Genomic DNA, 24,180 nt, shown 5'->3' on the forward strand with positions numbered 1-24,180 from the left:
CCCGGGACGAGCGAGGGTCCATCTCCCATCCAGCCCCGCGATGTGATACACATAGGCGCGTTCGCGGCACCAGGCGGCACAGAAAGGGACGGTTGACTGAGGATGGCCACCGACTACGATGCACCCCGCAAGACCGATGAGGAGATGTCTGAGGACTCCCTCGAGGAGCTGAAGACCCGCCGACTCGACAAGAACTCAGGGAAGGTCGACGAGGACGAGGTCGAGGCCGCCGAGTCGTTCGAGCTGCCCGGCGCCGACCTGTCGCACGAGGAACTCACCGTCCGGGTCCTGCCCAAGCAGGCCGACGAGTTCACGTGCTCGTCGTGCTTCCTGGTCAAGTCGCGTTCACAGCTGGCCGAGGAGCGCTCCGGGCTGAAGTACTGCGTCGACTGCGTCTGAGACGGGGCTCAGAAGTCCAACTTGGTGCGGAGCCGGCTCGGCCCGACGTGGGCGAAGTTCGCCATCCAACGACGCTGCATGTAGCGATTCATCACGAGCTGTGAGATGCCCACGCCCAGGCCGCTCGCCGCGGCCCAGATGATGGCGCTGGCGACGGGGGTCTCCGGGTCGTTGATGTCCGGTGCCGGGTCGCCGGTGGCGGCCTCCCACGTCTTGGTCACCAGCTTCCGGGCGATCAGGGTCGTGAGCGCACCGAGCACGCCGGCGTAGATCTTCCACATCACCTTTTCGGTGAGAGCCATGAGGGTCCTTTCGGGTCGGCCGTCGGAACCACCATAGGGTGAACCGGGTAGGGTTGACAGGTGATCTATCGCGAACGACTGCACGTGCCGTGGTGGTGGGTGCTCATCGCAGCCCTGTTCGTCCTCAGTCTCGCGGTCGCCGTCTACGCGTATGTGGACCCCCTGATCGCGACAGGGTTCACGCTGCTCGCCGCGGTCGGTGTCGGCCTGGCGCTGGTCGCCTACAGCGCGACGACCGTCGGGGTCGTCGACGGGGCCGTGGTCGCCGGACGCAACCGGGTCTCCCTCGACTGGGTGGCCGGGGCGGACGCGCTCGCGGGCGAGACGGCCCGCGCGGCGCTCGGGAGGGACGCCAACCACCGCGACTTCCTCCTCACCCGCCCCTACGTCCCCGGCCTCGTCCGCATCCGGCTGTCGGACCCCGCCGACCCACACCCCGCATGGCTGGTCAGCACGCGGCGTCCGGAGGACTTCGCCGCCGCGGTCAACGCCCCGAGGAACGCCGGATGATCATCCCCACGATTGCCGACGACGGCGCCCTCCCCACGTACGCGCACGACGGCGACGCCGGCGCCGACCTCCGGGCCGCCCACGACATCGCGCTGTCGCCGGGTGAGAGCGCGCTGGTCGGCACCGGCGTCGCCGTGGCGATCCCGGCGGGCCATGTCGGGCTCGTGACGCCGCGCTCCGGTCTGGCGGCTCGGTTCGGGCTCAGCATCGTCAATGCCCCCGGCGTCATCGATTCCGGCTACCGCGGCGAGATCCAGGTGTGCCTGATCAACCTCGACCCTGAGCGGGAGATCCGGCTCAGCGCCGGGGACCGGATCGCCCAGCTTCTCATCATGCCCGTCGTCGCCGCCCGATTCGTGTCCGTCGAGGCTCTGGACGACACCGTGCGCGGCGACGGGGGTTATGGTTCCACCGGCGGTTTCGCCGCCCCGACCACCAGTGAAGGACTCGCGCAGTGATCTTCGGACGCAGACGGCCCCAGGACATCGACGACACCGACATCGACGAGACCCCTGACCTCACCGCCGATGAGGATCAGGAGACCGACGAGGTTCCGGCGGACGACACCGCCCGCTGGGACGCGGCGTTCGCGCGGGACGAGGGCCCGTTCGACATCTCCGAGGTCGACCTCGACGCGGACGCCGACGAGGTCCGCCGCGTCGACCTCGGCACGATCATCATCACCCCGTTCCAGGGGATGACGATGCAGCTCCAGGTGAACCGGGAGACCAACGCCGTCCAGTCGATCCTCGTCGGAGACGGACAGTCCGCGCTCGAGGTCGCGGTGTTCGCGGGGCCATCGAAGTCGTCGATGACCGGTGAGATCCGGGACGAGATCATGGCCACCACGACGCGGCAGGGCGGGCGCTGCCAGGCCGTGGAGGGACCCTTCGGCACAGAGCTGCGGCGGGCCCTGCCCGTGACGGGACCCGACGGCAAGCCGGCGATGCACCTGTCGCGGACCTGGTTGGTTCAGGGCCCCGGATGGGTGCTGCGCGGCGTGCTCCTCGGCAAGGCGACCTTCGAGGTGGACAACGACGAGGCGCAGCTGGCGCTGTTCGAGTTCTTCAGCAACATCGTCGTGCGACGCGGCACGTCGCCCGCCGCTCCGGGCAGCCTACTGCCCATGCGGGTACCTGAGGCAGAGGGCTGAGCCGTGGGCAAGCGGCCGTGGGGTGAGCGGTTGCGGCGCTACTTTCTCTCCCACGAGGAACTGGAGGCCACTGAACTGCGCGAGCAGGCGGCGGTCGCGGGGGCGCAGCCGCTGGCAGCGTGCCCGGTCCGCTCCAGAGTGACGCTGCGCGGCACCATCACCTCAGTCACCTCGGACGCCGCCCACGGCTGGCTGGAGGCCGAGGTCAGCGACGGCAGCGGCACCGTGCGGCTGGTCTGGATGGGTCGCGACCATCTCGAGTGCCTGCTGCCGGGGCGCACCATCCTCGTCGAGGGCCGGCTGGCCGACGACCGCGGTCAGTGCGTCATCTACAACCCGGACTTCCGGATCGTCCCTCAGTCGTCGTAGTGGTCGGCCGCGAACACCGCGGCCAGGTCAGCCTCGGACTCCTGCGTCACGAGGAAGAGGAGTTCGTCACCGCCCTCGAAAGCCCGGTCACGCTCCGGGGTGATGGGTGCGCCGTCGCGGATGATCGCGACCAGTACCGTGTCGCCGGGCAGTTCCACGTCGCGCAGCCGCCGCCCGGCGAGGTGTGATGCCTGAGGCAGCGTCACCTCGGACAGGTGCGTCGTGGACCGGTTGAACGTCAGCAGCCGCACGAGGTCGCCCGTCGAAACCGCCTCCTCGACGAGCGCCGACATGAGGCGCGGCGTCGAGACGGACACGTCGACGCCCCACTGCGCGTCGAACAGCCACTCGTTGCCCGGATGATTCACCCGGCCGACGGTGCGCGGGACTCCGAACTCCGTCTTGGCCAGCAGTGAGTGCACCAGGTTCACCTTGTCGTCGCCGGTGGCCGCGATGGCGACGTCGCAGTTCTCCAGCTCCGCCTCCTCCAGCGACTGGAGCTCGCAGGCGTCGGCCTGGAACCAGTCCGCCCCGGGGACGGAGTCGGGCTTGATGGCGGCGGGGTCGCGCTCGATGAGCAGCACCTGATGGCCGTTGGCGATGAGTTCGCGGGCGATGGACCGGCCCACGTTGCCTGCTCCGGCGATGGCGACGCGCATGGCTCCTCCTAGTGCTTGGCGGGCGGGGTGGCGAACAGGGTCTCGAGCTCGTCGGTGCGGTCCGTGTGACACGCGACGTAGATGAGATCGCCGTCCTGGAAGATGGTCTCGCGGTCAGGGACGATGCCTCGGCCCACCCGCTGCACGAACGGGATCGGGGTACCGGCGGCGGCCTGCAGCTCGCTGATCCGTCGGCCGACCCACCCGGGGTGCACGTGGATCTGCAGCAGGCGGGCGGTCCCCGTCGGGTCCCGCCAGACCGGCTCGCTGCCCTCGGGCAGCAGGCGCCGCAGCACCTGGCTCACGGTCCATTTCACCGTGGCCACCGTGGGGATGCCCAGCCGTTCATAGACGGCCGCGCGCCCCTGGTCGTAGATGCGGGCCACGACGTTGTCGACGTGGTAGTTCTCCCTCACCACGCGGGCGGCGAGGATGTTGGAGTTGTCACCCGACGACACGGCCGCGAAAGCGTCGGCGCGGCGGATCCCCGCCGCCTCGAGGACCTCGCGGTCGAAGCCGACGCCCTTGACCGTCAGCCCCTTGTAATCCTGACCCAGCCTGCGGAAGGCGTCGACGTTGACGTCGATGACGGCGACGCTGTGGCCGCGCCTCTCGAGCCCGGTCGCGAGCATCGAGCCGACTCGGCCGCAGCCCATGATCACGATGTGCACGTGTGCCTCCTTCGGGCGACTGTGGCACCAGAACTTACACCCCGGACCCAGCCGGGGCCGACGATGACTTTGCCCGTCAACAGGTCTACCGTAGCCGCGTGAATGTCTTGTCGGCGCTCAAGCGCATGGTCGTCGGGCGGCGGCTCGCCAACGCCCAACTCGGGGAGACGCTGCTCCCGAAGCGGCTGGCGCTGCCGGTGTTCGCCTCCGACGCCCTGAGTTCGGTGGCCTACGCCCCCGACGAGATCCTCATCACGCTGTCGCTGGCCGGGATGGCCGGATTCCTCTACTCGTGGGAGATCGCTGTCGCGGTGGCGGTTGTCGTCGCGGTGGTCGTCATGTCCTACCGCCAGACCGTGCACGCGTACCCCAACGGCGGTGGTGACTACGAGGTGGCCACCGCCAACCTGGGCCGCTATGCCGGTCTCACCGTCGCGTCGTCGCTACTCGTGGACTACGTCCTCACGGTCGCGGTGTCGGTGTCCGCGGGGGTCATCAACGCCAAGGCCATGCTGCCGTTCCTGCAGGGCTACGAAGCGTGGACCGCGGTCGGTGTCATCGTGTTCCTGACCTTGATGAACCTGCGCGGTGTGCGGGAGTCCGGGTCGGCGTTCGCGATCCCCACCTATGTCTTCATGGCCTCGATGCTGTCGATGATCGCCATCGGCCTGGTGCGCATCCTGATCCTCGGCCAGCCCCTGAAGAGCGAGACCGCCGACCTCATCGTCGTCCCGCCTGAGGGGACCGGCGAGTTCGTCGGCTGGGCCATGGTGGCGATCCTGGCGCGCTCCTTCTCCTCCGGCGCCGCCGCCCTCACCGGCGTCGAGGCCATCAGCAACGGCGTGCCCGCGTTCCGGGAGCCGAAGAGCCGCAACGCCGCCACCGTCCTCGCGATGCTGGGCGGGCTGGCGATCACGATGCTGCTGGGCATCGTCGCGCTGGCCAACCTCACCAACGTGCATCTCATCGACGAGCTCACCGGCACCCACTACGTCAACGCCGCGGGCGAGACGATCCACAGCGCGGCCCACACGGTGACGGGCCAGCTGGCCCGCGTGGTGTTCATGGACTGGTTCGAGCCGGGCTTCTACATCGTCATCACCGCGACGATGCTCATCCTGTTCCTCGCCACCAACACCGCCTTCAACGGGTTCCCCTCGCTCGCGTCGATCCTGGCCAAGGACGGCTTCCTGCCGCGCCAGCTCCACTCGCGTGGCGACCGGCTGGCCTTCTCGAACGGCATCCTCATGCTGTCGGCGGCGGCCATCGTGCTGGTGCTGGCGTTCGACGCCTCCGTCACGGCCCTGATCCAGCTCTACGTGGTGGGCGTGTTCCTGTCGTTCACGGTGGGACAGCTCGGCATGATCCGACACTGGACGCGCGAACTGCGCACGCAGCGCGAGCCGAAGGTGCGGGGCCGCATCGTTCGGTCGAGGATCATCAACACCATCGGGGCCACGGCCACCGGGGCCGTGCTCATCGTCGTGCTGGTGTCGAAGTTCACTCACGGGGCCTACCTCGCGGTGGTGGCGATGGGGGTGCTCTTCGCGCTCATGCTCACCATCTCGAACCACTACCGGGCCGTCGAGCGCGAGCTCGCCCTCACGCCGGACTCGGATCGGGCGCTGCCCAGCCGCGTGCGGGGCGTCGTCCTCGTCCAGCGCGTCAACCTTCCGACGGCGCGTGCCATCGCGTTCGCCCGCGCGGCGCGCTCGACGACGCTCACCGCCGTGACGGTCGCCGTCGACGACGACGAGGTGGAGCTCATCCTGGACGAGTGGGAGGAGGAGGACTTCGGCATCCCGCTGAAGGTGATCGCCTCGCCGTACCGCGAGATCACCGGCCCGTTCATCAAGTACGTGGCCGAGCTGCGCAGCGAGAACCCGCGCGACGTCGTCATCGTCTACATCCCCGAGTACGTCGTCGGTCACTGGTGGGAGCAACTGCTGCACAACCAGACGGCGCTGCTCATCCGGACCCGCCTGCACTTCATGCCCGGGGTCATGGTCACCAGCGTGCCGTACCAGCTGAAATCGTCGGGGCGCGCGAAGGCGGCCGCGCACAAGGCCTCCCAGCCGCGGCTCCGATGACGGTCGAGGTCGCGCTCGAGCGCGTGGCGCACGGCGGTGTCATCGTCGGGCGCAGCGAGGGCAAGGTCGTCTTCGTGACCGGCGGCCTGCCCGGCGAGCGGGTCCGTGTCGAGATCACCGAGACGGGGACACGTTTCGACCGCGGCCGGGTCGTCGACGTCCTGGACGCCGCGCCGGGCAGGGTGACGCCGCCGTGCCCCATCGCGGGCCGCTGCGGCGGGTGCGACTGGCAGCACGCGGATCAGCCCACGCAGCTCGCCCTCAAGACCGCCGTCGTGGCCGAACAGCTCGGCCGCCTCGCCGGGATCGAGTGGGACGGTCGGGTGGAGCCCGTTCCGGGCGGCCTGCTCGGATGGCGGACACGGGTGCGCTACGCGGTGGACGATGACGGCACCGTGGGGTTCCGGGCCCGCCGGTCGCACGACGTCGTCGCGCTGCCGGAGGTGGGGTGTCTCATCGCCGCTCCGGGGCCGGAGGTCGCCGAACTCACGCGCGTGGCCCGCCCCGGCTCCGACCTCGAGGTCACGGTGGCCGACGACGTCACCGTCGTGATCGCGACGCCGGCGGAGGCGCGGCGTCCCGTCCACCAGCAGGTGCGCGGGCGAACCTACGCCGTGGACGCCGGGGGATTCTGGCAGGTGCATCCCGCTGCCGCCGAGGTGCTCACAGGAGCGGTGCTCGACGGACTCGCGCCGCGGCGCGGGGAGAGCGCGCTCGATCTCTACTGCGGGGTCGGGCTGTTCGCCGGTGCCCTCGTCGATGCGGGCTGTCGCGTCACGGGGGCGGAATGGGGGACCCGCTCGGTGCACCATGCACGCGCCAACGTTCCCGAGGCACGCTTCCTCTCCGGCGCCGTGGAGCGGATCCACCGCTCGCTGCCGGCCCGGGCCGACCTCGTGGTCCTCGACCCGCCGCGCAAGGGGGCGGGGTCCGTGGTCGTGGGGGCCGTCGCGGACCGTCGGCCGCGTGCGGTGGCGTATGTGGCCTGTGACCCCGCGGCCCTCGCCCGGGACCTGGCGACCTTCCGGGATCGCGGCTACCGTGCGTCGTCGATCCGTGGTTTCGACCTGTTCCCGATGACGCACCACGTCGAGTGCGTGGCGATCCTGCACCCCCTAGACTGACCGATGACCGGCGCTGCCGCCGAGGGCACCCGCATGGTATCTTGACGTCAAGAGATTTGGCGACCGCCAAGTGTTAGGAGAAGGATGAGCGTCAACAGTTTCGGGGCCAAGGCGAGCCTCGACGTCAACGGCACCTCGTACGAGTACTTCCGCATCGGTGCGGTCGCTGGCTCCGAGAAGCTGCCCTTCAGCCTCAAGGTCCTGCTCGAGAACCTGCTGCGCACCGAGGACGGCGCCAACATCACGCGTGAGGACATCGAGTTCCTCGGCGCCTGGGACCCCTCGGCTGACCCGGACCACGAGATCCAGTTCACCCCGGCCCGGGTCATCATGCAGGACTTCACCGGCGTCCCCTGCGTCGTCGACCTCGCCACCATGCGCGAGGCCGTCGCGCAGCTCGGCGGCGACGCGTCGAAGGTCAACCCGCTGTCCCCGGCGGAGATGGTCATCGACCACTCAGTCATCGCCGAGGTCTTCGGCATCGCCGGGGCGTTCGAGGCCAACACGGACATCGAGTACCAGCGCAACCGCGAGCGCTACCAGTTCCTCCGCTGGGGACAGAAGGCCTTCGACGACTTCAAGGTCGTCCCGCCCGGCACCGGCATCGTGCACCAGGTCAACATCGAGCACCTCGCCCGCGTGGTCTTCCCGCGCACCGTCGACGGCGTGCTGCAGGCCTACCCCGACACCTGCGTGGGCACCGACTCGCACACCACCATGGTCAACGGCCTGGGCGTCGTCGGATGGGGCGTCGGCGGCATCGAGGCCGAGGCGGCCATGCTGGGCCAGCCCGTCTCCATGCTCGTGCCGCGCGTCGTGGGCTTCAAGCTCACCGGCAAGCTCACCGAGGGCACGACCGCCACCGACCTGGTCCTCACCATCACGGAGATGCTCCGCGAGCACAAGGTCGTCGGCAAGTTCGTCGAGTTCTACGGCGACGGCGTCGCCCAGGTCCCGCTCGCCAACCGCGCGACCATCGGCAACATGAGCCCCGAGTACGGCTCGACGATCGCGATCTTCCCGATCGACGACAAGACGATCGACTACATGCGCCTCACGGGCCGCGACGAGCAGCAGATCGCGCTGGTGGAGTCCTACGCCAAGGCGCAGGGGCTGTGGCACGATCCGGCCGTCGAGCCCCAGTACTCCGAGTACATCGAGCTCGACCTGTCCACGGTCGTGCCGTCGATCGCCGGACCCAAGCGTCCTCAGGACCGCATCCGGCTCGACGAGTCCAAGCCCGCCTTCCGCGAAGCGGTGGCCGGCTTCGTCGGCGCCCCGCATGACGCCGACGACTACTCCGGCTACGACCGGGCGGTCGCGGCGACGATGGGTGCCTCAGACCCGACCGGCCCCGACCCGACGATCCGGGACGACTCGCCGGCGCCCGCCGACCCGACCCACCACCACATGGTCCCCCGGGTGCACGCCGCCGCCCCCGTGACCCTGGCCGACGGCACCAGCTTCGAGCTGGACCACGGCGCGGTGACGATCGCCTCCATCACGTCGTGCACCAACACGTCCAACCCGAGCGTCATGATCGGCGCGGCTCTGGTGGCGAAGAAGGCCGTCGAGCGCGGCCTGACCCGCAAGCCGTGGGTGAAGACCTCGCTGGCCCCCGGCTCGCAGGTGGTGACGGACTACTACGACCGTTCCGGCCTCACGCAGTATCTGGACGCGATCGGCTTCAACCTCGTTGGATACGGCTGCGTCACCTGCATCGGCAACTCCGGCCCGCTCATCCCGGAGGTCTCTGAGGCGGTCAACGCTCACGACCTCGCTGTGTCGGCGGTGCTCTCGGGCAACCGCAACTTCGAGGGCCGGATCAACCCCGACGTGAAGATGAACTACCTCGCCTCGCCGATGCTGGTCATCGTCTACGCGCTGGCGGGCACCATGGACATCGACCTGTTCAGCGAGCCGATCGGCCAGGACTCCGACGGGAACGACGTGTTCATGCGCGACATCTGGCCCACCGAGGCCGAGATCGACGAGGTCATCAACAGCTCGATCAACGCTGAGATGTTCGTCTCTCGCTACGCCGACGTCTTCGCCGGTGACGAGCGCTGGCGGTCGCTGCCCACTCCCGACGGCGAGACCTTCGACTGGGATCCGGACTCCACCTACGTCCGCAAGGCGCCGTATTTCGACGACATGCCGGCCGAGCCCGCGCCGGTGGCCGACGTCTCGGGCGCGCGCGTGCTGCTCAAGCTCGGCGACTCCGTGACCACGGACCACATCTCTCCGGCCGGCTCGATCAAGGCCGACTCGCCCGCGGGTCTCTACCTCACCGAGCACGGTGTGGAGCGGAAGGACTTCAACTCCTACGGGTCGCGGCGCGGGAATCACGAGGTGATGATCCGCGGCACCTTCGCCAACATCCGCCTGCGCAACCAGATCGCTCCCGGCACCGAGGGCGGCTTCACGCGTGACTTCACCGTCGACGGCGGCCCGGTGACGACGGTCTACGACGCGGCCGTCAACTACGCATCTGCGGGCGTGCCGCTCGTCGTGCTGGCGGGCAAGGAGTATGGTTCCGGGTCGTCCCGCGACTGGGCCGCCAAGGGCACGGCGCTGCTGGGCGTGCGGGTCGTCATCGCCGAGAGCTACGAGCGCATCCACCGCTCCAACCTCATCGGCATGGGCGTGTTGCCGCTGCAGTTCCCCGAGGGCCAGACGGCGGAGTCGCTGGGCCTCACGGGCGAGGAGACCTTCTCGGTCACCGGCATCACCGACCTCAACGACGGTGTGACCCCGCAGACGATGCGGGTCAGCGCCGTGAAGCCGGACGGGGCCGAGGTGACCTTCGACGCCGTCGTGCGGATCGACACGCCGGGGGAGCGGAGTTACTACCTCAACGGCGGCATCATGCAGTACGTGTTGCGGAACCTGGCCAAGGCCTGATCCGCACGCTGCGAGGGGCGGCTCCCGACAGGGGAGTCGCCCCTCGTTTCTGTGTCAGGCCGGTTGAATCTGTCGGCGGCGCGCGGTTCAATAGAACACATGTTCGATGATGAGGATCAGATCCGCGTGTACGTCCCGCCCGGCTGGCCGGCCGCGGTGCGGCCACCGGGGGCGCCGGGATGGGTGGCCACCGCGGAGGCATTCCTGCTGGACAGCTGCCCGGCCGAGTACCGGGGATACGGGGTGCTCCGGCGCCATCCGGTCGTGCTGGCACGGCTCGCGCGCGAGTTCGTGTCGTCCCAGCTGGTCGCCACCCGCAGCGGCCTGACCGGGCTCCGGCCGTCGCTGACCGGGGTGGTGGACGCGGCCACGGCGGACCAGGCGGCCGCCGTGTTGCAGCAGGAGGAGGCGCGCCTGGTGCGCGTCGCCAGGGCGGTCGAACTGGTGGATCAGGCCTTGCGGGACGTGCGGTTCGTGCCCAAGCTCTGAGCCTGGCCCTACTATGGAGCCCATGTCTGTGTTGGAGACGATCACCAGCCCGCGCGACCTTCGCGCGCTGTCTCGGCGCCAGCTCGTCCAGCTCGCGGCCGAGATCCGATCGTTCCTCATCACGAAGGTGAGCCGCACCGGTGGGCACCTGGGGCCGAACCTGGGCGTGGTCGAGCTGACCATGGCGATCCACAGGGTGTTCGACTCGCCGCGGGATCCGATCATCTTCGACACGGGGCACCAGAGCTACGTCCACAAGATCCTCACGGGCCGTGCCGCGGGCTTCGATCAGCTCCGCCAGCGCGGAGGCCTCTCCGGATACCCGGAGCCCGCGGAGTCCGAGCACGACTGGGTGGCCAACTCACATGCCTCGACCGCCCTGTCCTGGGCGGAGGGCCTGGCCAAAGGCTTCCGGCTGCGCGGCGAGGCCCGCACGGTCGTGGCGGTCGTCGGCGACGGCGCCCTGACCGGTGGCATGGCCTGGGAGGCGCTCAACAACATCGCGGCCCGGCAGGACCTCCGGCTGGTGATCGTGGTCAACGACAACGGGCGCTCGTACACGCCGACGGTGGGTGGACTCGCCAACCATCTGGCTGGCCTGCGCACCGATCGTCGCTACGAGAAGACCCTGACCCTGATCAAGCGCACGGTCACCGGCATGCCACTCGTCGGCCGTCCGGTCTATGACCTCATGCATGGCTTCAAGACCGGGGTGAAGGACGTCCTGGCGCCGCAGTCGATGTTCTCGGACCTCGGCATCAAGTACATGGGGCCCCTCGACGGGCACGACATCGCGTCGCTGACGAACCACCTCGAGCAGGCACGGCACTTCGGCGGCCCGGTGATCGTGCACTGCGTCACGCGCAAGGGTCGCGGGTTCCAGGCCGCGGAGGAGCACGAGGAGGACCAGTTCCACGCCGTGGGCCGGATCAACGAGATCACGGGCGAGCCCCTCTCGGCGTCGGTCCAGGCCACGTGGACGGACGCTTTCGCGGAGGCCATGGTGCACATCGGCCAGCGCCGGCCGGACGTCGTCGCCGTGACGGCCGCCATGCTGCACCCCACCGGGCTCGGACGGTTCGCGGCCGCGTTCCCGGACCGGATCTTCGACGTCGGCATCGCCGAACAGCACGCCATCGTGTCGGCGGCGGGGCTGGCGCGCTCGGGGCTGCACCCCGTGGTGGCCCTCTACGCCACGTTCGTCAACCGCGCGTTCGACCAGGTGCTCATGGACGCAGCGCTGCATCGCACCGGGATGACCATCGCCCTGGACCGGGCCGGGGTCACGGGCACGGACGGCCCCAGCCACAACGGCATGTGGGACATGACGCTACTGGGTCTCATCCCTGGCCTGCAGCTGGCCGCTCCGCGAGACCAGGCCAGGCTCGTTGCGGCGCTGGACCGGGCCGTCGATGTCACGGACGCCGTCACCGTCGTCAGGTACTCGAAGGAACGCCTGCCGGACGCCATCGAGGAGGTCGCGCACGTCGGCGACGGACTCTCGCGGGTCGATGTGCTGCGGCGCAGCGAGGGCTCGCGGCTGCTGATCGTCGGGTATGGCCAGTGCGCCGGGATGGCGCTGGGTGTTGCGGATCGCCTCCGGGACGAGGGCGTCCCCGCCACGGTCGTCGACCCGCTCTGGGCCCTACCTGTGAGCCCGGACCTCGTGTCGCTGGCGGCGGGCTACGACGTCGTCGTCACCCTGGAGGACAACCTCGTGGAGGGCGGCGTCGGCCAGCGTCTCCGCTCGCGGCTGGCGGAGTCCCATGCAGCGACCCGCGTGATGACGTTCGGGATCCCGCAGCGCTTCCTCGCCCACGGTTCGCGCGACGAGGTGCTCGATGAGATCGGGCTGACCGCCGCGCAGGTGTCGCTGCGAGTGCTGGGGGAGGTGCTCAGCGCGGCACCCGACCAGGAGGCGGTACGGCCGGCCTAACGGCCCAGGGCCTCACGGATCAGGGGGACGAGGAAGTCGGCCTGCCACGGACGTGCGCCCAGGGCCAGCAGGTCCTCGTGCGTGACGTCCGCGGATGCGAACAGGCTGCCCTGCACCGCCACCGGGGGAGCGACGAGGCTGGGCTGCAGGTCGCCGAGATCGCAGGCGAGTTCGTCGATCGCCGGACGTACCTTGGCCCATCGCTCAGCGGCCTCGGGGTTCACCCGGTCCCATGTCCGTGGGTGCGGCACGCCGTCCGAGCGCAGACGGGGTGGGGGGTACCCGGACGCCGGTAGCGCCCGCACCTCGTCGAGGGCGGCGAGCCAGGTGGACAGGTTTCGGCTGCCGGGCGGGGCGGCGAAGCCCTTGATCCGCAGGAGCTCCGACTTCGTGGGAACCGAGTCACGCGCCAGGCCGGCCGCCTCCAGGATGGCGGCGTCCGGGAGGATCCAGCCGGGCGGTCGATCGCGCCGTTGGGCGATGGCGTCGCGGGCGGTCCACAGGGCCCGGGCGACGGCGTACTGCCGTGGCGTGCGCAGCGTGGTGATCCCGCTGAGGCGGCGCCACGGATCCACGCGGGGCTGCGGGGGAGCGGTGTGGCGCGCCAACGTGTCCGCGAACTCCTGGTCGGCCCACTCGGCGCGCCCGACCTCCTGCAGCTCATCCTGCAGCCGCTCAGCCAGCTCGAGGAGGTAGTCGACGTCGAGCGCGGCATACGTGAGCCACGACGGCGGCAGCGGCCGCTTCGACCAGTTGTCCGCCGAGTGGGCCTTGCGGAGGTGGACGCCCAGTTCGGCCGCCAGCAGGGCTCCGAGGCTGGCGCCGGGCTTTCCGAGCAGGCGGGCCGCGAGCTCGGTATCGATGATCGACGGTGGCAGGACACTGATCTCACGCATGCACGGGAGATCCTGGCTGGCCGCGTGGATGATCCACGGCGCGTCCCCGCAGGCAGTGACGAGAGACGACAGGTCGGCGGGTCCGCCGCGTTCGAACGCCACGGGATCGACGAGCCACGTGCCGGCGCCCTCGCGGCGGATCTGCAGCAGGTACGCCTTGGGCCAGTACCGGTGGCCGTGGGCCCGCTCGGTGTCGAAGGCGACAGGTCCGGTGGCCGACGCGAGGGCCTCGAGGCAGGACTCGAGGGCGCTCGGGTCCTCGACGACGGGACGCAGCGGTTCTCTGGGGCTTTCGATGTAGGTCATCCGCGCCGCCCGGTGGGAAGGGATGAGACGCCAGGGGGGAGGGGCGGCTGGCCCGCGACGTGACCCATGAGGTCCTCCCACGCGGCGAGGTGGGCGGTCAACGGGTGCCGGACGTCCAGGGTGGGGGTCCAGGAGCACCGCAGCTCGACCTCGGCGCGGTCCGCGTCGGCCATGTCGCCGAAGCCCTTCCCGTAGGAGGCCGTGACGGTGCCGGCCAGCGCGTGGGCGGCGCAGCCGCGGTGCGCGAGAGCGTCGGTGAACCAGGACCACGCGACGTCGGGGAGCAGCGGATCGGTGACCATGTCGAGGTCGACCTCGGCCCGGACGTAGGTGACCAGGCGGAACGTGCCCGACCAGGAGTCGTTGCCCGCCGGGTCGTGGAGGAGGATCAGCCGCCCCGTCGAGAGGGCCTCGTCGCCGCCGTCGCCCAGTTCGCCCTCGATGGCGACGGAGTAGGGCGCGATGCGTTGCGGTGAGCCGATCTCGTCGGTGGTGAACCCGCGGCGCCACCGCATCGTGTCGAGTTCGCGCAGTGCGCGGGCGAAAGGCTCGGGCGTCGCGCTGGTCACGTCTGCTGGCACGACCGCCACCCTACGACGGGGCCCCTCGGTGGCCGGTGAGGCGCGCCGGAGCGGCTCAGCCGCGGCGGAGGCGGAGGCTGACCGAGTTGATGCAGTAGCGGAGATCCGTCGGGGTGTCGTATCCCTCGCCCTCGAAGACGTGCCCCAGGTGGCCGTCGCAGGCGGCACAGCGCACCTCGACCCGCGGGCGGCCGGGGATCGAGTGGTCGTCGATGTAGCGAACCCGGTCCTCCGCCAGGGGGGAGAAGAAGCTGGGCCAGCCGCAGTGGGAGTGGAACTTCTCGGTGCTGCGGAAGAGTTCGGCCCCGCAGCCGCGGCACTCGTAGATGCCCTCGTCCTCGGTGTCGGTGTACTCGCCCGTGAAGGGAGCCTCGGTGCCGGCCAGACGGAGCACCTTGAACTCGAGGGGGGACAGCTCGGCCGCCCATTCCTCGTCGGACTTGGTCACGGGAGGGCGGTACGCGTCGTTCATGCAGCGATCCTATGCGCCCCGGGCAAGCGTCAGGAGTCCTCGCCGTCCAGGTCGTCGGGGAGTCTGGTGGGGGTCCCGTCCAGCAACTCCATCGCGCCGAAGGCGTAGCGGGCGAGGATGAGTTGGCGGAGGTGGGGGCTGTCGCCGATGGGGGCCGTCACCGCGACGGCGCCCGCGCGCAGGGCGCCCTGGACGTGCATGTGGTAGCTGGGGGTGGGGGTGAGGTGCAGGCTGCCCACGGCGATGTGCCGGCGACCCTGCATCCGCAGGGAGGCGACGGCGGCCGCGGTCGCCCGCCCGTCGCCGGTCTCCACCGCCAACTGAACCGGGAGTCGGTGGTGCGCCGACCATTGCCGGGCGCGACGACCCAGCAGCGACGTCCCGCGCACGTCACCACCCGAGGGGGCGGCGAGGACGAGGCCGTCGATCTCCAGCGCGCCTCCGCGATGGAGTGCCTCGCGCACCCGCTCGTCGAGGATGTTGAGCACCTCGCCGGCGGGACCCACGGGACGGCTCACGGCGAGGTGGATGTCACCGGAGTGCTCGAACGTGTCCAGTTCGGGAGCGTGGTCCGCCGCGGAGACGAGGTCGAGCGGAACCAGGACGGCCTCGGCCACGTCGTCGGCGACCAGGTCGGCCACCACGTTCTCCAGCCTGGGTGTGCCCGCGCCGATCCGCGCGAGTGCGATGCGGAGATCCGGGCGGCTGCTCTGAAGGGACCGCGCGATGGACTTCAATGCATTGGTGACCGCCGGATCGTCGGGCCCCTCGGCCACAAGCACGATTGCCGGCGCAGTCATCGACTCTCTCTCATTGGGCCACCGGATGGTGGCGTGTCGGAGACTCTTCTGTGGGCGATGGCGGTTTCGAACCGCCGACCTCTTCGGTGTGAACGAAGCGCGCTACCACTGCGCCAATCGCCCCTAGCGAAGTTGGAGTCTAGTAGAAGAACCCGGGCCGTGTCGAACCGACGACGGTGCGCCTCGATAGAAGCGGCGCGCGCGAGGAGCCCTGTCCACCTGGTCGTGAAAGGGGTCCAGCCCCTCGTGGCGACGTGATTCCTGTTGCCTCATGTCAAGATGCCCGCTTGGTTTGAGTCGTTGACTCATCTGGGTTTGCCCGCTTCGGATCGCTGATCTTCCGGCGGGAGAGGTAGACGTGGTTGGTCTTGGCGCGGCGTTGGACGGCGCCCCGGCGGCGGGCGAGTTCGAGCAGGTTGCCTTGGATGTCGGCGATGCGGTGTTTGAGGTCTTCGACGTCTGTGTCGCGGTGGAGGGTGTCGAGGTGGCGTGCGTCGTGGTCGTCGACGAGGTCGCTGTAGTCGGTGAGTAGGCGGTGCATGGGGGTGGCTGCGGTGTCGTGGCGTTTCTGGACGCGGGCGCCGGTGCGGGTTTTGGAGATCAGGCGTTGCTGGGGCAGGAACAGGTTGGTCTGGATCGAGACCAAGGGCCAGAGTTGGTTGAGGAGGTCCAGCTCGCGGGGGGTGTCGTAGCGGTAGTAACCGACGTTGCGGCGCACGATGGACCAGTTCTTCTGTTCGACGTGGGCTTGGTCGTTGGAGTGGCTGGCCCGGCCGCGGGAGAAGCTGATCTGGTTGCTGGTGGTCCAGCGCAGTAGGTGGTGGTTGATGAACTCCGAGCCGTTGTCGGAGTGGATGCCGGCGATATGGAAGGGGAACCGGAGGCGTAGTTGTTCGAGGGCGGTGGCGACGATGCGTTCGCCCTTGGACTTGATGGTGATGGTCTCGGTCCAGCCGGTGGCGACGTCGGTGGCGTCGAGGGTGTAGTGGAAGTGGCCGTTGTTGTCGCCGCCTTCGTGGCCGACCAGGTCGATCTGGATGATCCCGGGGATGGTGTCGTTCCACTCGGCCCAGGTCTTGAGCGGGATCGAGGTCTTCAGCAGTGATCCGGGGCGGGTGTGTGACAGGCCCTTGCCTGCGACCAGTCCCTGACGGTGGGGCGCGAGGCGGCGGTCGATGGTGGCCGGTGACATGCGGAGCACGGCCTCGACCACTGCTTGCTCGGTGGGGGTGAGGCGGCCGTGGCGGGCCAGGTTGGACAGCAGGTCAGGCACGGCGGGGTGGAGGCGTTTGCCTGAGGGGCCGTCGAGGATCGCCCAGCAGCGGGCCAGGAGCGCGACGGTGGCGTCGTCGTAGGTGCGCACTGGCTCCCGCGCTGTTCGGGGACGGGTTGCCCGGTCGGGGTCGGCCAGCAGTGTCCTGATTGCCTTGCGGGCATGGTCGCGATGCCAGCCGGTGAGTTGGACCACGGCGTCCAGGATGGCTGACTTCTCGGCCCGTGATGCCTTGGGCCACTTCGCCAGCTGAGCCTGCGTGACCGCTCTACGTGTCGCCATCGTCAACTCCATCCCCGAGTCTGACCCACGCGGGCATCTTCAGATGAGTCAACGACTCCAGCTACGCGGGCATCTTCGATGAGTCAACGCGACGATTAGGCAGGTATGCACCTGGGCGGTAAGCTCAGATGCTGACCTCCGATCGAGGAAAGACAAGCCGACGCCCCGCACCGTGCGAGGCGACATCCCAAGAAGGAGCCCTCGTGGCAAAGGCCAAGTTTGAGCGGACCAAGCCGCACTGCAATATCGGCACCATCGGACACGTCGACCACGGCAAGACCACTCTGACCGCGGCGATCACGAAGGTGCTTCACGACAAGTACCCGCAGTGGAACGCCGTGTCGGCGTTCGACCAGATCGACAAGGCGCCTGAAGAGCGTCAGCGTGGTATCACGATCTCGATCGCGCACGTCGAGTACCAGACCGAGAAGCGTCACTACGCCCACGTCGACTGCCCCGGCCACGCCGACTATGTCAAGAACATGATCACCGGTGCCGCCCAGATGGACGGCGCGATCCTGGTCGTGGCCGCCACCGACGGCCCGATGGCCCAGACCCACGAGCACATCCTCCTGGCCCGCCAGGTTGGCGTGCCGGCGATCGTCGTCGCCCTCAACAAGTGCGACATGATTGACGAGGCCGACGCCGACCTCATCGACCTGGTCGAGATGGAGCTGCGTGAGATCCTGTCGGCGCAGGAGTTCGACGGCGACAACCTGCCGATCGTCCGCGTCGCGGCCTTCCCGGCGCTGAACGGCGACGAGAAGTGGTCCGAGTCGATCATGGAGCTCATGAACGCTGTGGACGAGTACATCCCGCAGCCCGAGCGTGACACCGACAAGCCCTTCCTCATGCCCGTTGAGGACGTCTTCACGATCACCGGTCGTGGCACCGTCATCACCGGCCGTATCGAGCGCGGCATCGTCAAGACCGGCGACACCGTCGAGATCATCGGCATCCGTGAGACCAAGCAGACCTCCACCGTCACCGGTGTCGAGATGTTCCGCAAGATCCTCGACGAGGGTCGTGCGGGCGAGAACGTCGGCCTGCTGCTCCGCGGCACCAAGAAGGAAGACGTCGAGCGCGGCATGGTCGTCATCAAGCCGGGTTCGACCACCCCGCACACCGACTTCGAGGCCAACGTCTACGTGCTGACCAAGGAGGAGGGTGGCCGTCACAAGCCGTTCTTCTCGAACTACTCCCCGCAGTTCTACTTCCGCACGACGGACGTGACCGGCGTGGTGCAGCTCCCGGCCGGCACCGAGATGGTCATGCCCGGCGACAACACCGAGATGACCGTGCACCTCAACAAGCCCATCGCCATGGAGGAGAACCTCAAGTTCGCCATCCGCGAGGGCGGCCGCACCGTCGGTGCGGGTAACGTCGTCAAGATCCTCAAGTGACCTGGGGGGCGTGAGCCCCTGACGAGACGCAAGGGCCGGGCAGCGATCAGCTGCCCGGCCCTTGCGTCATGTCCGGCGGTCGGTCCCGGCACGGCGTGCGCCGGGACCGACCGGGTCAGGAGCGCTTCTGGATGGCGGCCCACTCGTCGCGGAGACCGACGGTGCGGTGGAAGAGCATGGGCTCATCGAGGTCGACGGCGAAGTAGCCGAGCCGCTCGAACTGCACGACCTCACCGGGGGAGGCGTCGGCCAGGGCCGCCTCGACCCGGCAGCCCTCCAGCAGCTCCCTGGAGTGGGGATTCACGTCGTCGAGGGCCTCCCCGGTCGCCTCGCCCGGGGCCTCGGCCGTGAACAGCCGCTCGTACAGCGCGGCGGTGGCGGCGACGGCATGCAGTGCCGAGACCCAGTGCATGGTCGACTTCACCTTGCGCCCGTCCGGGGAGTTGCCGCCGCGTGAGGCGGGGTCGTACGTCGCGAGGACCTCGACCACCCGGCCGGCATCGTCCTTGACCACGTCGGTCGCCGTGACGAAGTACGCGCCGCGGAGCCGCACCTCGCGCCCGGGGGAGAGGCGGAAGTACTTGGGCGGGGGGACCTCGCGGAAGTCGTCCTCCTCGATCCACAGCTCGCCCGTGAACGGCACCAGGCGGACCCCGTCCTCGGCACGCTCCGGGTTGTTGGGCACCTCGAAGTACTCGACCACCGGGGAGCCGTCGGCGTCCACCGGCCAGTTCGTCAGGGTGAGCTTGAGCGGCCGCAGCACGGCCATCCGGCGCTGCGCCGTCTCGTTGAGGCTGCGGCGCACGTAGCTCTCCAGCGCCTCGATGGACTGGCGCGCGTTTGTGCGCGTCGTGCCGACCTCGCGGCAGAAGTCGCGGATGGCAGCCGGCGGATAGCCCCGCCGCCGCAGGCCGCGCAGCGTCGGCATGCGCGGGTCGTCCCATCCGTCGACGATGCCGTCCATCACCAGCTTGGCGAGGCGCCGCTTCGACGTGACCGTGTGAGTGAGCTCGAGGCGGGCGAACTCGTACTGGCGCGGCGGGTCGGCCACCCCCAGTTGCGTGAGGAACCAGTCGTAGAGCGGTCGGTGCGATTCGAACTCCAGCGTGCACAACGAGTGCGTCACGCCCTCGATGGCGTCGGACTGCCCGTGCGCCCAGTCGTAGGTCGGGTAGATCGCCCACTCGTCCCCGGTGCGGTGATGCTCGACGCGGCGGATCCGGTACATGATCGGGTCGCGCAGCTGCATGTTCTCGTGGTTCATGTCGATCTTCGCGCGCAGCACCCGGCTGCCGTCGGGGAACTCGCCGTCGCGCATGCGCCGGAAGAGGTCGAGGTTGTCGTCGACGGACCGGTCCCGGTACGGCGACTCGACGCCGGGACGGCCGTAGCCGCCGCGTCCCGCGGAGATGGCCTCGGAGTCCTGATCGTCGACGTACGCGAGGCCGTCGCGGATGAGCTGCTCCGCCCAGGCGTACAGCGTGCCGAAGTAGTCCGACGCATAGCGGACGTCGGCGGGCTCGTAGCCCAGCCACTCGATGTCCTCGATGATGCCCTCGACGAAGCTGGTGTCCTCGGTCTCCGGGTTCGTGTCGTCCAGGCGCAGGACGCAGATGCCGCCGAAGTCCGCCGCCACGCCGAAGTCGACGACGATGGCCTTCGCGTGACCGATGTGCAGGAAACCGTTGGGTTCGGGGGGGAACCGGGTCTGCACCCGGCCGCCCCGACGGCCGGCCGCGACGTCGGCCGACACGGCGTCGTAGATGAAGTTGGAGGGGAGGGCGGACGGCTCGGTCATGGGGGTCAAGGTAGCATGACGCCGCCCGGCCAGCCGGTCAGCCGGCCGTGCCGAGGAGCTGCCCGACTCCCGCGATGACGAGGATCGGGATGGCGACGATGACGGCCACGACGAGAGCCACCAACGCCGCCGCCGCGATCCAGTACCGCACGGACGCCTGGCGCACGAGTTCGCGGTTCTCGATCGTGCGGTTGAGGAGGCGCAGGTTCTTCTTGTTCGCCCGGAAGGCGACGTCGAAGAAGGCTCCGATGAAGGGCACCATGCCGAGCAGCCAGTCGAGCAGTGAGTTGCCCACCATGCGCGCCAGCACGGGGACGGGCGCGCGCAGGCGGATGGCGTCGAGGAGCACCACGCCGCCGAACGCGGCCCCGACCGCGGTGCCGGCCCACGGCACCAGCGACAACAGCGGATCGACACCGACCCGCACGCTCGTCCCGGGCACCTGCACGAGATCGTCCAGGAGGTAGCTGAACGCCTTCGTCAACCGCGCCGGCTCGGGCTGCGGGTTGCCGTCGGGGCGGGGGACACGGCCGGCGGCCGCCTCGGTCACAGCCTCGCGGGCACGCTGCAGCGCCTTGGCGGGGGTCGGCCCGGGTTGCGTCGTCATGTCTCCCAGCATGCCCGATAGGGTGAAGCCACTATGAGCGAATCACGCATCCCCGCCCGCACCCGCGTCGCCCCGTCCCCGACCGGCGATCCCCACGTCGGCACCGCGTTCATGGCGCTGTTCGACCTCGCGTGGGCCCGGAAGACCGGCGGGGCGTTCGTGCTGCGCATCGAGGACACCGACCAGAACCGGCTCGTCGAGGGCAGCGAACAACAGATCTACGACTCCCTCGAGTGGCTGGGGCTCAACCCTGACGAGGGACCGCACGTCGGCGGGCCGTACGCGCCCTACCGGCAATCGGAGCGACTCGACACCTACCGCCCCTACGTCGACCAGCTCATCGCCGACGGGCACGCCTACCACTGCTGGTGCAGCTCCGAGCGCCTCGCCGGTCTGCGGAAGGAGCAGGAGGCGGCCAAGCAATCGGTCACCGGGTACGACCGGCTGTGCCTCGGCAAGACCCGCGAGGAGCGGGCGGCGCTGCCCGGCTTCTCCGAGATGCCGGTAGTCCGCATGCTCATCCCGGACGATGCGCCACTCGAGTTCGACGACATCATCCGCGGCTGCGTCAAAGCGCCCCGGCCGGACGACCAGGTCATCCTCAAGGCCGACGGCTTCCCGACCTACCATCTCGCCGTCGTCGTCGACGACCACCTCATGGGCATCAACACCGTCGTGCGCGGCGAGGAGTGGATCTCATCGACCCCCAAGCACGTGTTGCTCTACGACTGGCTCGGCTGGGAGCGGCCCGCGTTCGCGCACATGCCGCTGCTGCGCAACACCGACAAATCCAAGATCTCCAAGCGGAAGAACCCGGCCGCACGGCTCATGTGGTTCAAGGAGCAGGGCTACCTGCCCGAGGCCGTGCGCAACTTCCTGCAGCTCCTCGGCTACGCGGGGGACGAGGACGCCGAGGTCAAGAGCTTCGACGAGTTCGTGGCGGACTTCTCGTGGGACAAGGTCAACACCGTCGGGCCCATCTTCGACCTCAAGAAGCTCGACTGGCTCAACGGGCACTACATCCGCGCCCTCAGCGCGGGTGAGCTGGCCGACCGCATCCTCGAGTTCGAGCAGGAGCGGTGGGCACCGACGGCGGAGCAGACAGACCTGTTGCGTCGCGCCGTCCCGATCATCCAGGAGCGCCTCGTCCTGCTCAAGGACGCGTTGCCGCAGCTGGACTACCTGTTCGTCGACGACGCCGCGCTGACCGTCGAGGAGGAGGCCGTTGCCGCCCTCCCGGACAGCGCCGGGGCGGTCCTCGATGCCGCCGTCGCCGTCGCGGAGTCGGTGCCGTTCGACGCGGCCTCCATCCAGGCCGCGTTGAAGGAGCGCATCGTCGAGGGGATGGGGATCAAGGCGAAGTTCGCGTTCGCACCGATCCGTGTCGCCGTGTCGGGGCGCAGGGTGTCGCCGCCGCTGTTCGAGTCGATGGAACTGCTGGGCCGCGACGCCACGCTGGCCCGCCTCCGGTCGCTGCGCGCCTCCCTGTAGGCCGGACCCGGCTCCGGGCCGGGCCTGGGTCGGGTGACGCCGGGTGGACGGTGGGGCCGGGCCGCCCGCGACAAGTTGAGCCTGCCTCGCTCAAGAATGCGCCGTCGGACTTGACTTCGTAGTTGAGCGGAGTATACTCAACTACGTAAGCCGTAACCAGCACCAACACAGTCGAAAGGAGCACAGATGCCTGGCTTTGACCCGTTCCGCGACTTCGACCGCCTGCTGAGCGACGTGACCCGCACGCCCGCTTCGGTGGCGATGCCGATGGATCTCTACCGCACGGGGGACGACTTCGTCGCCCACATCGACCTCCCGGGCGTGGACCCCGCAAGCATCGACATCGACATGGACGGCGCCACCGTCACCGTGCGTGCCGAGCGCAAGCTCCCCGTCGACTCCGACGTCCAGTGGCTGACCCGTGAGCGTGCCGCCGGCACGTTCGCCCGCCAGCTCACGCTCGGACGCGGGCTCGCGACCGACCGGATCAGCGCCTCGTACTCCGACGGCGTCCTGACACTGACGATCCCGGTCGCGGAGACCGCCAAGCCCCGCAAGATCGAGGTGCAGCACACCAGCCGCAGCAACGAGATCGAGGGCAGCGTCGAGGAGTCGCAGCAGGAGGGCTGATCCTCCGCGGAGACAACGGCGCGGGGCCGGGGTGACGATACGTCGCCCCGGCCCCGTCGTCGTGCCCGGCCGTCAGCCGCGGCCGTGAGGGGTGCCCCAGCCGCTCAGGTCCGGCCCCTTCGGGACGATGCTGAGCGGGTTGAGGTCGGTGTGGACGACGTAGTAGTGCTGCTTGATCTGGTCGAAGTCCACGTTGTTACCGAAGCCGGGGGTCTGGAACAGGTCCCGGGCGTAACCCCACAGGTTCGGCAGCTCCGTCAGCTTCTGCCGGTTGCACTTGAAGTGACCGTGGTAGACGGGGTCGAACCGCACGAGCGTGGTGAACAGCCGGATATCGGCCTCAGTGATCGCGTCGCCCATGAGGTAGCGACGGCTCGCCAGACGCTCCTCGAGCCAGTCCATCGCCGTCCACAACCGGTCGTAGGCCGCGTCATAGGCCTCTTGGGAGCCGGCGAAGCCGCAGCGATAGACGCCGTTGTTGACCTCGGTGTAGATGCGGCGCATGACATCGCGCATCTCGGGGCGCAGCTCGGCGGGCCACAGGTCAGGCGCATCGGGCCGGTGGTGGGCCTTCCACTGGAAGAAGAGGTCCTCCGTGATCTGCGCGAAGTCGTTCGTGACGACCTGCCCCGTCTCCACCTCGACCATGGCCGGGACCGTGATGCCGCGCGGGTAGCCCGGGAATCGCCGCTCGTACGCCTCCTTGAGCCGGTGGATCCCGAGGACCGGGTCGAGTCCGTCGGGGTCCAGGTCGAACGTCCACGAGTCGGAGTCGTGCGTGGGGCCGGGGGTGCCGAGCGAGATGACGTCCTGGAGCCCCAGGACGTCGCGGACGATGATGGAGCGGTTGGCCCACGGGCACGCATACGCGGCGACCAGCCGGTAGCGCCCGGGCTCGACGGGGTAGTCGTCCGTGCCGGCCCGCGGCTCGGCCATGATGCGCGTCTCGATGTAGCGGGAGTCGCGGGTGAACTCCTTGCCCTTGACCGAGTAGACGCCACCGGTGGAGTGCTCTTCGTTCTCGCTCATCCCCCG

Annotated in this window: 24 protein-coding genes and 1 tRNA gene; 13 read left to right on the forward strand and 12 right to left on the reverse strand. The window is 69.4% G+C overall.

Annotated elements, in window-relative coordinates; all coding sequences use genetic code 11:
* Nucleotides 1–102: 102 nt before the first annotated feature.
* The gene (locus ACFQPD_RS00305) at nucleotides 103–399 is read left to right on the forward strand and encodes a DUF4193 domain-containing protein (RefSeq protein ID WP_385897254.1); all 297 of its coding nucleotides are present in this window, start codon (nucleotides 103–105) and stop codon (nucleotides 397–399) included.
* A gap of 8 nt (nucleotides 400–407) precedes the next feature.
* On the opposite strand, the gene ACFQPD_RS00310 is transcribed toward ACFQPD_RS00305, so the two are convergent.
* On the reverse strand, nucleotides 408–701 hold the full coding sequence (locus ACFQPD_RS00310) for a DUF4235 domain-containing protein (protein ID WP_385897257.1): 294 nt from the start codon (nucleotides 699–701) through the stop codon (nucleotides 408–410).
* A gap of 60 nt (nucleotides 702–761) precedes the next feature.
* Between ACFQPD_RS00310 and ACFQPD_RS00315 the strand changes: the two genes are divergently transcribed.
* The 4 genes from ACFQPD_RS00315 to ACFQPD_RS00330 are packed head-to-tail and all read left to right on the forward strand — an operon-like array spanning nucleotide 762 to nucleotide 2,733.
* Nucleotides 762–1,211 carry a DUF3093 domain-containing protein gene (locus ACFQPD_RS00315; protein WP_385897259.1) on the forward strand — a complete coding sequence of 150 codons (450 nt, stop codon included), beginning with the start codon at nucleotides 762–764 and terminating at the stop codon, nucleotides 1,209–1,211.
* The gene (gene dut / locus ACFQPD_RS00320; protein WP_385897262.1) at nucleotides 1,208–1,669 is read left to right on the forward strand and encodes a dUTP diphosphatase; all 462 of its coding nucleotides are present in this window, start codon (nucleotides 1,208–1,210) and stop codon (nucleotides 1,667–1,669) included. Before ACFQPD_RS00315 ends, dut begins: the two co-directional genes overlap by 4 nt.
* Nucleotides 1,666–2,364, forward strand: a complete 699-nt coding sequence (locus ACFQPD_RS00325) for a DUF3710 domain-containing protein (protein ID WP_141680103.1) — start codon at nucleotides 1,666–1,668, stop codon at nucleotides 2,362–2,364. The genes dut and ACFQPD_RS00325 overlap by 4 nt, the downstream gene beginning before the upstream one ends.
* Nucleotides 2,365–2,367: 3 nt before the next feature.
* Complete coding sequence (locus ACFQPD_RS00330) at nucleotides 2,368–2,733, forward strand: OB-fold nucleic acid binding domain-containing protein (RefSeq protein ID WP_068752039.1); 366 nt, start codon at nucleotides 2,368–2,370, stop codon at nucleotides 2,731–2,733.
* Here the strand turns inward: ACFQPD_RS00330 and ACFQPD_RS00335 are convergent.
* The gene (locus ACFQPD_RS00335; RefSeq protein WP_068752038.1) at nucleotides 2,721–3,392 is read right to left on the reverse strand and encodes a TrkA family potassium uptake protein; all 672 of its coding nucleotides are present in this window, start codon (nucleotides 3,390–3,392) and stop codon (nucleotides 2,721–2,723) included. The two genes, ACFQPD_RS00330 and ACFQPD_RS00335, sit on opposite strands and share 13 nt — an antisense overlap.
* 8 nt (nucleotides 3,393–3,400) lie before the next feature.
* Nucleotides 3,401–4,048 (reverse strand): potassium channel family protein, encoded by a 648-nt coding sequence (locus ACFQPD_RS00340; RefSeq protein ID WP_385897609.1) that lies wholly within the window; start codon nucleotides 4,046–4,048, stop codon nucleotides 3,401–3,403.
* A 113-nt stretch (nucleotides 4,049–4,161) separates the two neighbouring features.
* Here ACFQPD_RS00340 and ACFQPD_RS00345 point away from each other — a divergent pair, with 113 nt between their 5' ends.
* The 5 genes from ACFQPD_RS00345 (at nucleotide 4,162) to dxs (ending at nucleotide 12,606) form a co-directional block, all read left to right on the forward strand.
* Nucleotides 4,162–6,153: an APC family permease gene (locus ACFQPD_RS00345; protein ID WP_385897266.1), complete on the forward strand. Its 1,992-nt coding sequence runs from the start codon at nucleotides 4,162–4,164 to the stop codon at nucleotides 6,151–6,153.
* Nucleotides 6,150–7,277, forward strand: a complete 1,128-nt coding sequence (locus ACFQPD_RS00350; RefSeq protein WP_385897269.1) for a class I SAM-dependent RNA methyltransferase — start codon at nucleotides 6,150–6,152, stop codon at nucleotides 7,275–7,277. Before ACFQPD_RS00345 ends, ACFQPD_RS00350 begins: the two co-directional genes overlap by 4 nt.
* Before the next feature lie 84 nt (nucleotides 7,278–7,361).
* Entirely contained in the window at nucleotides 7,362–10,181 is a 2,820-nt protein-coding gene (locus tag ACFQPD_RS00355; RefSeq protein ID WP_385897271.1) for an aconitate hydratase, read from the forward strand.
* 99 nt (nucleotides 10,182–10,280) lie between these two features.
* Nucleotides 10,281–10,670, forward strand: coding sequence for a hypothetical protein (locus tag ACFQPD_RS00360; protein ID WP_068752034.1), 390 nt, complete (start codon nucleotides 10,281–10,283; stop codon nucleotides 10,668–10,670).
* A 22-nt stretch (nucleotides 10,671–10,692) separates the two neighbouring features.
* On the forward strand, nucleotides 10,693–12,606 hold the full coding sequence (dxs, locus tag ACFQPD_RS00365; RefSeq protein WP_385897273.1) for a 1-deoxy-D-xylulose-5-phosphate synthase: 1,914 nt from the start codon (nucleotides 10,693–10,695) through the stop codon (nucleotides 12,604–12,606).
* Here dxs and ACFQPD_RS00370 read toward each other — a convergent pair.
* From ACFQPD_RS00370 to ACFQPD_RS00395, 6 genes are all read right to left on the reverse strand, one after another.
* Nucleotides 12,603–13,808, reverse strand: coding sequence for an HRDC domain-containing protein (locus ACFQPD_RS00370; protein ID WP_385897276.1), 1,206 nt, complete (start codon nucleotides 13,806–13,808; stop codon nucleotides 12,603–12,605). The genes dxs and ACFQPD_RS00370 overlap by 4 nt on opposite strands.
* On the reverse strand, nucleotides 13,805–14,389 hold the full coding sequence (locus tag ACFQPD_RS00375; protein WP_385897279.1) for a DUF3000 domain-containing protein: 585 nt from the start codon (nucleotides 14,387–14,389) through the stop codon (nucleotides 13,805–13,807). The genes ACFQPD_RS00370 and ACFQPD_RS00375 overlap by 4 nt, the downstream gene beginning before the upstream one ends.
* Nucleotides 14,390–14,444: 55 nt before the next feature.
* Nucleotides 14,445–14,861, reverse strand: a complete 417-nt coding sequence (gene msrB, locus ACFQPD_RS00380; protein WP_068752031.1) for a peptide-methionine (R)-S-oxide reductase MsrB — start codon at nucleotides 14,859–14,861, stop codon at nucleotides 14,445–14,447.
* A gap of 29 nt (nucleotides 14,862–14,890) precedes the next feature.
* Nucleotides 14,891–15,661, reverse strand: coding sequence for a sirohydrochlorin chelatase (locus ACFQPD_RS00385; RefSeq protein WP_385897280.1), 771 nt, complete (start codon nucleotides 15,659–15,661; stop codon nucleotides 14,891–14,893).
* Between the two features lie 51 nt (nucleotides 15,662–15,712).
* Nucleotides 15,713–15,784, reverse strand: a tRNA-Val gene (locus ACFQPD_RS00390).
* A gap of 151 nt (nucleotides 15,785–15,935) precedes the next feature.
* Complete coding sequence (locus ACFQPD_RS00395; RefSeq protein WP_385897282.1) at nucleotides 15,936–17,216, reverse strand: transposase family protein; 1,281 nt, start codon at nucleotides 17,214–17,216, stop codon at nucleotides 15,936–15,938.
* Between the two features lie 203 nt (nucleotides 17,217–17,419).
* Here ACFQPD_RS00395 and tuf point away from each other — a divergent pair, with 203 nt between their 5' ends.
* Nucleotides 17,420–18,619 carry an elongation factor Tu gene (gene tuf, locus ACFQPD_RS00400; RefSeq protein ID WP_385897285.1) on the forward strand — a complete coding sequence of 400 codons (1,200 nt, stop codon included), beginning with the start codon at nucleotides 17,420–17,422 and terminating at the stop codon, nucleotides 18,617–18,619.
* Nucleotides 18,620–18,734: 115 nt separating this feature from the next.
* On the opposite strand, the gene ACFQPD_RS00405 is transcribed toward tuf, so the two are convergent.
* Together ACFQPD_RS00405 and ACFQPD_RS00410 are read right to left on the reverse strand one after the other, a co-directional pair.
* Nucleotides 18,735–20,417, reverse strand: a complete 1,683-nt coding sequence (locus ACFQPD_RS00405) for a glutamine--tRNA ligase/YqeY domain fusion protein (protein WP_385897286.1) — start codon at nucleotides 20,415–20,417, stop codon at nucleotides 18,735–18,737.
* 37 nt (nucleotides 20,418–20,454) lie between these two features.
* Nucleotides 20,455–21,024 (reverse strand): DUF4112 domain-containing protein, encoded by a 570-nt coding sequence (locus tag ACFQPD_RS00410; RefSeq protein ID WP_385897287.1) that lies wholly within the window; start codon nucleotides 21,022–21,024, stop codon nucleotides 20,455–20,457.
* Nucleotides 21,025–21,135: 111 nt separating this feature from the next.
* Between ACFQPD_RS00410 and gltX the strand changes: the two genes are divergently transcribed.
* The gene (gene gltX, locus ACFQPD_RS00415) at nucleotides 21,136–22,515 is read left to right on the forward strand and encodes a glutamate--tRNA ligase (RefSeq protein ID WP_385897611.1); all 1,380 of its coding nucleotides are present in this window, start codon (nucleotides 21,136–21,138) and stop codon (nucleotides 22,513–22,515) included.
* Between the two features lie 186 nt (nucleotides 22,516–22,701).
* A complete protein-coding gene (locus tag ACFQPD_RS00420; protein ID WP_068749494.1) occupies nucleotides 22,702–23,145 on the forward strand; it encodes an Hsp20/alpha crystallin family protein in 444 nt (147 codons plus the stop codon).
* Between the two features lie 72 nt (nucleotides 23,146–23,217).
* On the opposite strand, the gene ACFQPD_RS00425 is transcribed toward ACFQPD_RS00420, so the two are convergent.
* Nucleotides 23,218–24,174, reverse strand: a complete 957-nt coding sequence (locus ACFQPD_RS00425; protein ID WP_068749493.1) for a glutathione S-transferase family protein — start codon at nucleotides 24,172–24,174, stop codon at nucleotides 23,218–23,220.
* Nucleotides 24,175–24,180: the final 6 nt, after the last annotated feature.

The organism is Tessaracoccus sp. O5.2 (assembly GCF_964266725.1).
GTDB classification, from domain to species: domain Bacteria; phylum Actinomycetota; class Actinomycetes; order Propionibacteriales; family Propionibacteriaceae; genus Arachnia; species Arachnia lapidicapta.